Origin of the sequence: Sphingobium fluminis (assembly GCF_037723805.1) — a bacterium.
GTDB lineage: Bacteria > Pseudomonadota > Alphaproteobacteria > Sphingomonadales > Sphingomonadaceae > Sphingobium.
On the sequence record NZ_JBBJUK010000001.1, the window covers coordinates 927,931 to 940,502 of the forward strand.

Below are 12,572 nucleotides of genomic sequence, written 5' to 3' on the forward strand. Positions count from 1 at the left end.
TATGCAACAACCCGTCCTTTTGCTCGATATTAAACTACCGCCTCAGGGCTTTGTTAATCTTTATTAATTATGTATCCGCCCATGCAGCCCTATCGCCCTGTTTCTAAACGAGTCACTCTGATGTTGCAGGCGGCAGACGGCGGCGCGTGGCCACTGGCGATGTCTGCGGACTGCCTCCGCTTTGTCGGTCGCTATCGTCGGATAAACGGGTTTCGCATCGACGCGATGGCGTTGTTCGAGGATGTGCGCCGGCTGGGCTGACCCGACCCGCGCGCCCCCTGAACGCTTGTGCGGCAGGCTAATCGCTTTTAGAGCGCGCAGCGTGACCGCACCCCGTTTCTCCTTTTCCATCGCCGCCACGGACGGCAAGGCTCGCACCGGCACGATCGCGATGCGCCGGGGGGACATCCGTACCCCTGCCTTCATGCCGGTCGGCACTGCGGCCACCGTCAAGGCGATGCGCCCGGCCGAAGTCCGCGCGTCGGGTGCGGATATCATTCTTGGCAACACCTATCATCTGATGTTGCGGCCGGGCGCTGAGCGGATGGCGCGCCTTGGCGGTTTGCATGGCTTCATGGCCTGGGACCGGCCGATCCTGACCGACAGCGGCGGCTATCAGGTGATGAGCCTGTCCGCGCTAACCAGGATCAGCGAACAGGGCGTCGCCTTTTCCAGCCATATCGACGGGTCCAAGCATATGCTGAGCCCCGAGCGGTCGATGGAAATCCAGCGGCTGCTTGACAGCGATATCGTCATGGCGTTCGACGAATGCACCAAAAATGGCTGCACGCATGACGAGGCCGGGCGTTCGATGGAGCGATCGATGCGCTGGGCCCGGCGCTCGCGGGAGGCGTTCGATGCGGGTGGCGATCATGCTCACCGGGCGGCGCTGTTCGGCATTCAGCAGGGGTCGCTGGACGAAGGGTTGCGGCGGGAATCGGCGGAAAGGCTGATCGAGATCGGCTTCGATGGTTATGCCGTGGGTGGACTGGCCGTGGGCGAGGGGCAGGCGGCGATGTTCGCCACGCTCGATTTCGCACCAGACATGCTGCCGGTCGATCGCCCCCGCTATCTGATGGGCGTGGGCAAGCCCGACGATATCGTCGGTGCGGTCGAACGCGGCATCGACATGTTCGATTGCGTGCTGCCGACGCGTTCGGGCCGCAATGGGCAGGCGTTCACCTCGGCCGGGCCGCTCAATATTCGCAACGCCCGATTTGCGGAGGATCAGGCCCCGCTCGACCCGCGTTGCGGTTGTCCGGTATGTGCGACCTGGAGCCGCGCCTATCTCCATCACCTAGTGCGGGCGGGGGAAATGCTGGGCGCGATGCTGATGACCCAGCATAATATCCATTTCTATCAGGACCTGATGCTGGCCATTCGCACGAGTATCGTCGAGCAACGGTTCGCTGCCTTCGCCGCCGATTTTCGGCGTGACTATCAGCGCGCCTGAGCGGGTCAGGGCACGACCGTAATCGCGATGCTGTAGCTACCGGTCTCCGGCTCATGATCGAGCGGCGCGCGCAACTGGCGCGAAAGGCCGGTCAGCACCCGGCCGTATCGATCCTCAAGCCGACCTGTCATGTCGTCGGATGCGGCAAGTGCCGACGAAACGACGCGCAAGATCGCCCGATTTGCCATATCCGGCGTCTGATGGACGGAGATGCGCATTGACGCATGTGGATCGGACAGCATGGCGAGTTCCACCAGTTCGGTCAGCAGGAAAGCGACCGGCACGGCGACATCCTGACTGATATGCAGATTGTCGCTGTCGAGCTGAATGCCGAACCGGCGCGCTTCGGCAGGCGCGGTGCTGCGCAGGCTTGCCGACAATTCGCTGATCAGCGGGCGAACGCCGACGCCGCGATTTTCCTCCAGCTCGGCGAAATGATTACGATGGACCACGGACAGCGCGTCGACCCGGCGCTGGATCGACCCATAGGCCTCGACCGCCTCTGAATCATGGGCGGACCGCGAATGGAGGTTGATGAGGCTGGCGATGATCTGAAGGTTGTTCTTGACGCGATGATGCACCTCGCGGGTGAGCTTGCGCTGGGTATCGAGCGCCGCCGCCATCTCCGCCTCATGGGTAGCGACATCCTCGCTGATCTCGCGGAATGTTTCGCCGAGCGCGGCAATTTCCAGCGCCGGGGTTCGCATCCGTCGCAACGGTTCCAGCACTTCGCCGGGATGATAGGCGGCGACGGTGCGGCGAAGGGCTACCAGCGGCTGGATGAGCAGGCGGTTGACCACGAACCAGCCGATCGCCGCGGCGGCGAACCACATCACGAGGGGCAGGAACAACGAAAGCAGGCGAGCGAGGGTCGCCGGCGGATCGCGGATCGTCATCGTCAGCAGAATGTCGGGCGGGTCGAGCCGGGCGGACAGACTGTTGCTATCGCCATCGATCAGGACGGACGGCCGGCTGACCATCAAATGCGTGCCCCTCTGGCGCAGCGAAAGCTGACGATTTTGGAGCGCGGTGGCCGGATCGGCGACGCTTTCCAGATGTCTGCGCGAATAATAGTTGAGCGCCACAATCCGCTTGTCATGGCTGACAATGCGCGTGAGGAGAAAGCCCGAGGCGGGAAGCAGTTCGGCAGAAGAGCCTGACAAGCGCGCGGCGGGGCGGACTCCTGCCGGTTCCGGCGCAGGGGAACCGCACAGCCGCGCGCCGGCGCTATCATAAATATAGAAGCGGCCGCCCTCGCGATCGCGCGAGGACAGGAATTGACTGAGCCGCGCGCATGTTACCGCTGCGGGCGCACCAGCGGCTATTTCGTCGACCGCGATTCCCATGGCGCTTCGATCCGACGCGATATCGGCTGTCAGTTTGCGTGCGCTTTGAGTAACGGCTACGCGCAAAAGCGCTTCTTTTTCCAGGTCGGCGCTCTGGATCGCCTGAAGCGAGGCGACCAGCGCGATCAGCCCGAGCGGCAGCAGCGCGAGCGTCAAAATCAGGAACATCTTGACGCCGGTCGAACGGAACAGCAGATTCAACGTCTCGACGATGGACTGGGACGGCCCCTCCTGGGCTGCCTTGATATGGCTGCCCCCGAGCATGACGGGGTCAGTCGAGCTTGCTGAGAAGATCGAGCATTTCAGAAGGAATATCTTCGGCCACGGCGCGTTGATACACCGTGCGCAACACCTGCGCGACGTGTCCGTCATCCTGCGACGCACCCGCCGCAGCGCGTTTTCTGCGAACAGGCGCGGCGGCTTTCAAACCCTTGTCAGAGGCGTTTGCATCGGCGTTATTGCCCCCTTCCGTCACTTCCGGTCGCGTTTTCGAAGAAACCAAAACCAGCCCCTCATTTAGCCCAATAGTCGTACACTACGTATCTCTCGCCTTTTGGCGGCGTGACGTCAATCTCGCCGCAGTTGCGCGATACTTGATGGGCCGTGAAATTCCAAAAAACGGAACCGCTGTGAAACAAATTGTCGTGTGGATGGTTCCCCCATCCGAGCATTTTTTATGCCGCATATGGTTTGGGGGAATTGGTGATGGGGCTTGCCATGGGGGCATCGTCGATCCATCTTCGCCGCCATGCCGGTGTTTCGGGATTTTAAGGCTCTATGTACGGGCCAGGGAGAAGACTTGACGATGTCGCTTGGACAACAATTACACCCCCATCTTCCTTTCCTGCGCCGCTATGCCCGCGCTTTGACGGGAAGCCAGACGCATGGTGATGCTTATGTCCGCGCCACGCTGGAAGCGATCGTCGCCGCGCCGGAGGAATTTCCCGCCGATGTCGACCCGCGCTTGGGGCTGTATAAGATATTCCACGCCATCTGGTCGTCTTCGCATGTCGATGACGTACCGCTGTTCGACGATGCCGGCGGGCAGGAGGCGATCGCGCAGGCGCGTCTGGCTCGCCTGACGCCGCTGCCGCGTCAAGCGCTGCTTCTGACCGCGCTTGAAGGGTTCACGATCGAAGATGTGGGCTATCTGATCGGGCTGGAGCCCGCCGATGTGGACTCGCTGGTCGCAGAAGCGCTGAGCGAGATCGAAGCGCAGACCCGCGCCAAGGTACTGATCATCGAGGATGAGCCGATCATTGCGATGGATATCGAAACGATCGTCCGCGACCTTGGCCATGAAGTCACGGCGATCGCCGTGACGCGGGAAGATGCCGTACGCGAGGCGATGGCCGAACGTCCCGGCCTAGTGCTCGCCGACATCCAACTGGCCGATGATTCGAGCGGTATCGACGCTGTGAAGGATATCCTTGCCGAATATTCCGTGCCGGTCATCTTCATCACGGCTTTCCCCGAGCGGTTGCTGACCGGCGAACGGCCCGAGCCCACATTCCTCATCACGAAGCCGTTCCAGCGCTCGACGGTCAAGGCCGCGATATCGCAGGCGCTGTTCTTCGATGAGGCGACCGCTCCGGCGTGACACTCGCTATGTCGCGATAATAAAGCGGAACCCCTGGGTCGGCCTTGCGTTTGTCAACCGTAACGATCGGGAGATTCGCCATGGCCGACCATGAATTGCATATTCCGACGAATGACGCTCGCGCCGGGTCGACCCCGCATATAGTACGCTATGTGCTCGGCATTTCGCTGACGCTCGCGATCATCGCCATGATGCTCGTGATATGGCGGTGACTGGTTTCATTGGAATGTGTCCCTGGCAACAAACGATATAGGGTTCGAGCGCGCTTATGGTTTTGACGACTGCGGTCCATACGGCGCCGGCGAAGGACATGACGGGGGCAATTCCGATGGATAATCAGGTCGAGCCTGCGGAGCAGCGCGAAGCGCTGTCCGATTCCGATTTCAAGCGCGAACTGGCTGCGGTCATTCCGCATCTGCGCGCCTTTGGCCGTTCGCTTTCGGGCAGCCGGGACCTTGCCGACGATCTGGTGCAGGAAACGCTGCTCAAGGCATGGGCGGCGAGAGCCCGATTCCAGGCGGGCACCAACATGCGTGCCTGGACCTTCATCATCCTGCGCAACCATTATCTCTCGCAGATGCGGCGGTCGCGCTTCCGTGGCGAATGGGACGATCTGACGGCCGATCGCCTGCTGGCGGCGCCGGCCGGGCAGGACAAGCATGTCGAACTGTCCGACATGCAACGCGCGCTGCTTCAACTGCCCCAGCCACAGCGGGAAGCGCTCATCCTGGTGGGCGCGGGCGGGTTCGCCTATGAAGAGGCCGCTGAAATTTGCGGCGTCGCGGTCGGCACGATCAAGAGCCGGGTCGCGCGCGGTCGCGCGGCGCTGGAACATATATTGGAAAATGGCGAACTGCCGTCACGGCGCAGTCAGGTAACGACCGATACGGCCGTGCTGGATGAGATCATGGACGATGTCGACCGCCTAAGCCGGGGACGCGGGCCTGGCACCGCCTGACCGGCGGCGGAACGTCGATCCTCGCTGGCCGTTGGATGATCAAAGGAGTTTGATCATGCGCGAGGACCCGATCCGGAGCGAGCCGCCGCCCAGTCCCGAGCCCGTATATGATGCCCACAAGGGGAGCGGGGTGATCTTCGTGATCGTCGCGCTGGCGCTTTTGCTCGCGATCGGGTTTTTCTACCTGACCAACGACCGGCGCGATGACCGGCGGGCGGATGCCGTGACGAAGGCGGCAGGCTCGCTTGACGACGCAGCGAAGAAGGTGGGCGACGCCGCCAAGGATGCTGCCAATTCCCTGCGCAAGGACAAATAGGCTGGTTGCTTTGACAGCCACCGCTGAAATGATCATGGCGGTGATGATCGGGGTCCCCGGCGCAGCATATGGGTCCGGATGCTGAATTGCCCCGAACCGATATCTTCATTCGCGAGTAGCCATGCAGTTTCAGAATTTCGATATCGACGGCTTTCTGCGTGACTATTGGCAGAAAAAGCCCCTGCTCATCCGAAATCCATGGGTCGAGTGGGTCAACCCGATCGAGGGCGACGAACTGGCGTGGCTGGCGTGCGAGGAGGAGGTCGAGGCCCGGCTCATCACCCGCAAGCGGGATCGCTGGGCGGTCGAACATGGACCGCTGGCGGAGGCGCGACTGCAAAGGACTGGCAAGAATCCGTGGACGCTGCTGGTGCAGGCCGTCGATCAGCATGTGCCCGAAGTGGCCGCCTTGATTGCGCCCTTCCGCTTCATTCCCGATTGGCGGATCGATGATGTGATGGTCAGCTTCGCGGTCGATGGTGGTGGCGTCGGGCCGCATTTCGATCAATATGATGTGTTTCTGCTTCAGGGCGCAGGCCGTCGTCGCTGGCGACTGGGCGGCGCGTGCGACGCTTCCACGCCACTGGCGTCCAATGAGGATGTCCGTCTGCTCACGCATTTCGAGGCGACACAGGACTGGGTGCTGGAACCCGGCGATATTCTCTATGTGCCGCCGCGCGTGGCCCATGACGGCATTGCGATCGGCGATGGCTGCATGACCTATTCGATCGGCTTTCGCGCGCCATCGCGCGGCGACCTGATCGAAGGGTGGAGCGCCTCGCTGGTCGAACAGGCGTCGGCTGACGATCGCTATGTCGACCCGGATTTGCAGCGGCAGGACAATGCCGGCGAAATATCCAGGGCGGCGCTCGATCGGCTTCACGCCATGGTGACGGAGGCGTTGCAGGATCGCGAAGGCTTTGCCCGATGGTTCGGCGCCTATAACAGCGCGCCCAAATATCCCGACATGGACTGGACGCCCGAGGAGCCGGTGGATCTTGAGGACGTGCGGGATGCGTTGGACGCGGGCGCGATATTATGCCGCAACCCTGCCAGCCGCTTCTCCTTTTACCGGCAGGATGAAAAAAGCGTGGCGCTGTTCGTCGATGGCGAATGTTTCGATTGCTCGGGCGAAATAGCGGCCTTGGCGGAAAGGCTGTGCGCGCAGGCGCAGTGCTGCGCTCACCCCGACGATCTTGCCTCGCACGCGGCGATGACGCTGATCGTCGCGTTGATCAATCAGGGCAGTCTCGCGCTCGAGGAAGAGGCGTGACCGGCAGCGGGCAGAAAGGCACGATGCGATGTCGCGGCTGATCCTGTTTAACAAGCCCTATGGGACATTGTGCCAGTTCACCGATGAACGCACGGGACCGCCGCGGCCTACCCTGGCGGATTTCATCGCGGTGCCGCGCGTCTATCCTGCCGGTCGCCTCGACACCGACAGCGAGGGGTTGCTGCTTCTCACCGACGATGGCCGGCTTCAGGCGCGGATCGCCGATCCTCGGTTCAAGACGCCCAAAACCTATCTGGTGCAAGTGGAGGGCGACCCACAGGAAACCGATCTCGACCCATTGCGCCGGGGCCTGCGGCTAAAGGATGGCATGACCTTGCCAGCCGAGGTCAAACGGATCGCGGCGCCCGACCTGTGGCCACGCGATCCGCCCGTGCGGTTTCGCCAAAGCGTCCCCGATTGCTGGCTCCGGATAACCATCCGTGAAGGGCGCAATCGGCAGGTGCGGCGGATGACGGCGGCGGCCGGTTTCCCGACGTTGCGGCTGGTGCGATGGCGTATCGGCGACTGGACGATCGACGATATCGCGCCCGGCCACTGGCTGGATGCGACGATCGATTGAGGTCATCGCGCCGGCGGCCTGCCTCTGCCCTTTCCGCCGGAGGAAGGCGCAGCTTGCAGCCTTGTTCAGACTTTCTTTGCCATTTTCAGGCAGGGTCTTGCCACTGTCGGATTTGCTTACACCCAAGTGTAAGACTCGTCCGGCCAAGGCCCCTGCGCGAACGCGCGGCCACCGGGACGAGCGCTAGACGATGATTAGGCTGTTCAAACATTATGTGCCGCATGCCGTGCTCCTGCTCGGGCTGCTGGATCTGGCGCTGTTGCTGTGTGCCGCAGAAGGCGGCTGGATAGTGCGCGCCCACCAGATCGGCATGGATGTCGATCATGTGTCGACGCGGTTCGGCCCGCTTTTGAGCTTCGCCTTCGCGATCCAGACGGCCATGATCGCGGTCGGCGTCTATGGCCCGGAATCGTTGCAATCGATCCGCTTCGCGCTGGCGCGTCTGCTCGTCGCGATTTCGCTGGGCGTGATCTTCCTGTCGCTCATGTATTTCCTCGCGCCCGGCATCACCTTATGGCGCTCCAATTCGCTCTACGCGATGGGGCTGGCGATCGTCCTGTTGCTCGCTGTTCGCCTCGTGCTCGGTTCGATGCTGGGGGGCGAGGCTTTCAAACGCCGACTGGTGGTACTGGGCGCGGGAAACCGGGCCAACCGGATTCGCGATCTCGAACAGAGACGCGGCGCGGGTTTCCTCGTCGTCGGCTATATCGCCATGAACGACGGTCCGCAGGTGGTGGCGGAATCGATTAATCGCAGCGCGATCTACAATATGTCGGATTTCGTGGTGCGACTGAACGCGAGCGAGGTCGTGCTGGCGCTGGAGGAGCGGCGCAACGCCATCCCCATGTCCGATCTGCTGCGGATCAAGACCACGGGCGTGCATGTCAACGACCTGTCGACCTTCCTTGAAAGAGAGACCGGCCGGGTCGACCTTGACAGCGTAAATCCGAGCTGGCTGATCTTTTCCGACGGTTTTTCCGCTGGTCGCCGCCTGTCGAGCATCGCCAAGCGGCTGTTCGACATCGCCGCCAGTTCGATCCTGCTGGCGCTGACGGGGCCGGTCATCCTGCTCGCGGCGCTTCTGGTCAAGCTCGACAGCAAGGGGCCGGCTTTCTATCGCCAGCAGCGCGTCGGCCTGTTCGGCCAGGAGTTCTGGATCGTGAAGCTGCGCACCATGCGGCAGGACGCCGAAGTGGCGGGCAAGGCGGTCTGGGCGGAAAAGGAAGATCCGCGCGTCACGCGGCTCGGCTGGTGGCTGCGCAAGCTGCGCATCGACGAGCTGCCGCAGACCTGGACCGTCCTGAAGGGCGAGATGAGCTTCGTCGGGCCACGCCCGGAGCGCCGCCAGTTCGTCGAGGATCTGGAACAGCATCTGCGCTATTATGCCGAACGGCATATGGTAAAGCCCGGCATCACCGGCTGGGCGCAGATCAACTATCCGTACGGCGCGTCGATCGAGGATAGCCGCAACAAGCTGGAATATGATCTTTATTACGCCAAAAATTATACGCCGTTCCTCGATCTTTTGATCCTGATCCAGACGGTGCGCGTCATTCTGTGGCCCGACGGGGCGCGGTGAGGCACCGATGGGCGCGCTGCTGCAATTTACAGGAGATTGGGGCCATGCGCTGGCGGCGGTGCTGTTCGCCGCGCTCGGCATATTCATGCTGCGCCGGCGCGACGAAGCGGCCGAATCGCGCCTGCTTGCCGCCGCGCTGCTGCTGACATCCTGCTGGGCGCTCTATGTGTCTTTTGGGGGGGTCGCCAAGCCTTTGTCCGGCCTTGGCGAGAGTATCCGCAACGCGGGCTGGCTGCTGTTGATCTTCGTCATGCTGCGGCGTGGCCCTGCCGGGCGGAGCGGGCGCATCGTGGCGATCGGCGCGGTCTATGCCGCGGTCGCCGGCCTGCTGCTGCTCCAGACCTTCACCGACCTCGTCTGGCGTCAGCTTTCGCCTGCCAGCGAACTTCATCATGCACTGGTCGCCGTGTCGCTGGTGCTGCGGATGATGACTGCGATCGGCAGCCTCGTTCTCGTCCATCATATCTACACCGTCTGGCCCTCGCGCGACCGGGTTCGGGTGGCGCTGCTGCTGGGTGCGCTGGCGGCGATGTGGACATACGATCTTTGCCTCTACGCCATCGGCTATATCGCGCCCGGTCGCGCCAGCGAGCTATACGCTTTGCGCGGCCTGCTGATGGCGCTGGTCGCGCCCGTGATCGCGATTGGCCTGCGCAAGGATATCGCCGGTCGGTTGCAACTGTCGCGCAAGCTGACGTTTCAGTCCCTCTCTATCGTCGCTGTCGCGCTGTACGTCATTGTGCTGCTGGCCGCCGCGCTGATCATCGAGATGATCGCCGGCCCTTATGCCCGCGTCGTCGAAATCGGCGCGGTGTTCCTCATGGCGGTTGTGGCGCTCGTATTCCTGCCCTCGGCCAGGATGCGGGCGCTGTGGAAGGTACAGGTCGCCAAGCATTTCTTCCAGCATCGCTATGATTACCGGTTGGAATGGATGCGCTTTGGCGAAACGATCGGCCGTCCGCGCGACGCCGCGTCCCCCTTGGGCGAGCGCGTTGCCAAGGCGGTGGCCGACATCACCGACTCGCCCGCCGCGATCCTGCTTCTGCGTGATGAGGCGGATAATCTGGCCTTCGAAACCCCTTGGAATTGGGCTGGCGATTTGCCCGATGCCGCACTGCTCCCCGCTGCCGATGTCGCTTCGCTGGAGCAGAGCGGGTGGATCGTCGATGTCGACGGGGCGAGAGCGGACGGTGCGCGAGGATCCACCGCCATGCGCCTGCCGGAATGGATCGCCGCCGAGCCGCGCGCCTGGGCGCTGGTGCCGCTTGTCCATTTCGGCAAGCTGATCGGCGCGATATTGCTCGCTCGCCCGCTGGTGGACCGCCGCCTCGACTGGGAGGATTTCGACATGCTCCGCGCTGCCGGCCGGCAGGCCGCAAGCTATATCAGCGAGGCGCAGGGGCAGCAGGCGCTGGATGACGCGCAGCGCTTCGACGAGTTCAACCGCCGCTTCGCCTTCATCATCCATGACGTCAAGAATCTGGTCAGCCAGCTATCGCTGCTCACCCGCAATGCCGAGCGGCATGCCGACAATCCCGATTTCCGGGCGGATATGGTGCTGACGCTCAAGGAGTCGGTCGGCAAGATGAACGACATGCTCGCGCGGCTGTCGCAACATAATAAGGGCCGGGCCGAAGAGCCGCGTCCGATGTCGCTGCAGGCGGTGGCGCAGATCGTCGCGCGCAGCCGGGCGCGGCAGCATCCGGTGAACGTGACCGGCCATGCCCCCCTCGCCATGGGCGATCCCTCGCGGGTGGAACAGATTCTCACCCACCTCGTCCAGAATGCGATCGACGCAAGCGCGCCGGACCAGCCCGTCGAGATTCGGCTGGCACTGGAAGGCGAATGCGCGCTGGTTGAAATCATCGACCGGGGGCGCGGGATGACCGCCGAGTTCATTCGCCGCGACCTGTTCAAGCCCTTCTCGTCGAGCAAGGCTGGCGGCTTTGGCGTGGGCGCGTTCGAGGCGCGGTCGCTGGCCGTCGCGATGGCGGGACGGATCGACGTGGAAAGTATGCCGGGCGTGGGCAGCCGCTTCACATTGCGCCTGCCGCTCGCGCCGCACACCACTGTGCCGGACAGACAGGGAAAGGCCGCCTGATGAGCGATTTGCGCCCCAAATTGCTGATCGTCGAGGATGATCCGGGACTTCAGCGGCAATTGCGCTGGGCCTATGAGGATTATCAACTGTTCATCGCGGGCGATCGCGAAGAGGCGATCGACATGGTGCGCGTCGAGACGCCCGATGTCGTCACGCTGGACCTGGGCCTGCCGCCGGACCCGGACGGCACAGGCGAGGGTTTCGCGACGCTGGCCGAAATCTTGCGCATCAAGCCAGATACGAAGGTGATCGTGGCGTCAGGCCATGGGGCACGGGAAAGCGCGCTCGATGCGATCGCCGGCGGCGCTTATGACTTCTACCAGAAGCCTGTCGATATCGACGAACTGGGCCTCATCGTCCGCCGCGCTTTTCATGTCCATGCGCTGGAGCGGGAAAATAGGCGGCTCGCAGAAGCCGCGCCGCCGGACGGCCGGGTGCTGGGCCGTATCATCACCGGCGCGCCCGAGATGATGAAGGTCGCCCGCACGATCGAGCGAGTCGCCAGTGCGAATGTCTCGGTCCTGTTGCTCGGGGCAAGCGGCACCGGCAAGGAATTGCTGGCATGCGGTGTGCACGACGCCAGCCCCCGCCGCGATGGTGCATTCGTCGCGATCAACTGCGCCGCTATCCCGGAAACCCTGCTCGAATCAGAACTGTTCGGACATGAAAAGGGCGCGTTCACCGGCGCGATCAGGACCACGCCGGGCAAGATCGAGCAGGCCCAGGGCGGCACGCTGTTTCTGGACGAGGTCGGCGATATCCCGCTGGCCTTGCAGGTGAAATTGCTGCGTTTCCTTCAGGAGCGGCTGATCGAACGGATCGGCGGTCGCCAGCCCATTCCGGTTGACACGCGGATCGTGTGCGCGACGCATCAAAATCTGGAGGAGATGATCGGAGCCGGGACTTTCCGGGAGGATCTCTATTACCGTCTCGCCGAAATCACCGTACGCATTCCCCCCCTCAAGGACCGTCCGGGCGACCCCGCCTTGCTCGCCCGGCATTTCCTCACCCGCTTCGCGCGCGATATGAACCCGCAGGTCAAGGGGCTGGCGCCCGATGCGCTGGCGGCGCTCGACGGCTGGAGCTGGCCCGGCAATGTCCGCGAGCTGGAAAACAGGATCAAGCGCGCCGTCATCATGGCCGATGGCAAGAATGTCACGGCGGCGGATCTCGACCTCGATGACGAGCGCGGGCAGGGGACCGACATCATCAACCTCAAGGCCGCGCGCGAAATCGCCGATCGTCGGGCGATCCGCCGGGCCATCGCGCGGACCAGCGGCAATATCTCGGGCGCAGCCAAAATGCTGGGGATCAGCCGCCCGACGCTCTACGACCTCCTCAAACAATATGAAATGCAGGCCTGAGC

The 12,572-nt window shown here is 63.2% G+C and carries 13 protein-coding genes; 11 read left to right on the forward strand and 2 right to left on the reverse strand.

Translation table 11 applies throughout. The features are described from left to right. The first annotated feature begins 120 nt into the window (after positions 1–120). Positions 121–261 carry a hypothetical protein gene (locus tag WG907_RS04780; protein WP_340231479.1) on the forward strand — a complete coding sequence of 47 codons (141 nt, stop codon included), beginning with the start codon at positions 121–123 and terminating at the stop codon, positions 259–261. Between the two features lie 61 nt (positions 262–322). Then, the gene (tgt, locus tag WG907_RS04785; protein ID WP_340231481.1) at positions 323–1,453 is read left to right on the forward strand and encodes a tRNA guanosine(34) transglycosylase Tgt; all 1,131 of its coding nucleotides are present in this window, start codon (positions 323–325) and stop codon (positions 1,451–1,453) included. Between the two features lie 5 nt (positions 1,454–1,458). Here the strand turns inward: tgt and WG907_RS04790 are convergent, their stop codons facing one another. Beyond that, positions 1,459–2,967, reverse strand: a complete 1,509-nt coding sequence (locus WG907_RS04790; RefSeq protein ID WP_340231837.1) for a sensor histidine kinase — start codon at positions 2,965–2,967, stop codon at positions 1,459–1,461. 103 nt (positions 2,968–3,070) lie between these two features. Further along, complete coding sequence (locus WG907_RS04795; RefSeq protein ID WP_340231482.1) at positions 3,071–3,274, reverse strand: NepR family anti-sigma factor; 204 nt, start codon at positions 3,272–3,274, stop codon at positions 3,071–3,073. 330 nt (positions 3,275–3,604) lie between these two features. On the opposite strand from WG907_RS04795, the gene WG907_RS04800 reads away from it, so the two are divergent. From WG907_RS04800 to prsR, 9 genes are all read left to right on the forward strand, one after another. Next, positions 3,605–4,399, forward strand: coding sequence for a response regulator (locus WG907_RS04800; RefSeq protein WP_340231838.1), 795 nt, complete (start codon positions 3,605–3,607; stop codon positions 4,397–4,399). Positions 4,400–4,479: 80 nt separating this feature from the next. Beyond that, positions 4,480–4,611 carry a hypothetical protein gene (locus WG907_RS04805; RefSeq protein WP_340231483.1) on the forward strand — a complete coding sequence of 44 codons (132 nt, stop codon included), beginning with the start codon at positions 4,480–4,482 and terminating at the stop codon, positions 4,609–4,611. A gap of 98 nt (positions 4,612–4,709) precedes the next feature. Further along, complete coding sequence (locus WG907_RS04810) at positions 4,710–5,357, forward strand: sigma-70 family RNA polymerase sigma factor (protein ID WP_340231484.1); 648 nt, start codon at positions 4,710–4,712, stop codon at positions 5,355–5,357. Between the two features lie 55 nt (positions 5,358–5,412). Next, positions 5,413–5,673 carry a hypothetical protein gene (locus WG907_RS04815; protein ID WP_340231486.1) on the forward strand — a complete coding sequence of 87 codons (261 nt, stop codon included), beginning with the start codon at positions 5,413–5,415 and terminating at the stop codon, positions 5,671–5,673. 121 nt (positions 5,674–5,794) lie between these two features. Further along, the gene (locus tag WG907_RS04820; protein ID WP_340231488.1) at positions 5,795–6,946 is read left to right on the forward strand and encodes a ribosomal protein uL16 3-hydroxylase; all 1,152 of its coding nucleotides are present in this window, start codon (positions 5,795–5,797) and stop codon (positions 6,944–6,946) included. A 28-nt stretch (positions 6,947–6,974) separates the two neighbouring features. Continuing rightward, entirely contained in the window at positions 6,975–7,526 is a 552-nt protein-coding gene (locus WG907_RS04825) for a pseudouridine synthase (RefSeq protein WP_340231490.1), read from the forward strand. Positions 7,527–7,716: 190 nt separating this feature from the next. Then, positions 7,717–9,105 (forward strand): TIGR03013 family XrtA/PEP-CTERM system glycosyltransferase, encoded by a 1,389-nt coding sequence (locus tag WG907_RS04830; RefSeq protein ID WP_340231492.1) that lies wholly within the window; start codon positions 7,717–7,719, stop codon positions 9,103–9,105. Positions 9,106–9,112: 7 nt separating this feature from the next. Next, the gene (gene prsK / locus WG907_RS04835; RefSeq protein WP_340231493.1) at positions 9,113–11,206 is read left to right on the forward strand and encodes an XrtA/PEP-CTERM system histidine kinase PrsK; all 2,094 of its coding nucleotides are present in this window, start codon (positions 9,113–9,115) and stop codon (positions 11,204–11,206) included. Further along, on the forward strand, positions 11,206–12,570 hold the full coding sequence (prsR, locus tag WG907_RS04840; protein WP_340231494.1) for a PEP-CTERM-box response regulator transcription factor: 1,365 nt from the start codon (positions 11,206–11,208) through the stop codon (positions 12,568–12,570). Before prsK ends, prsR begins: the two co-directional genes overlap by 1 nt. Positions 12,571–12,572 lie beyond the last annotated feature (2 nt).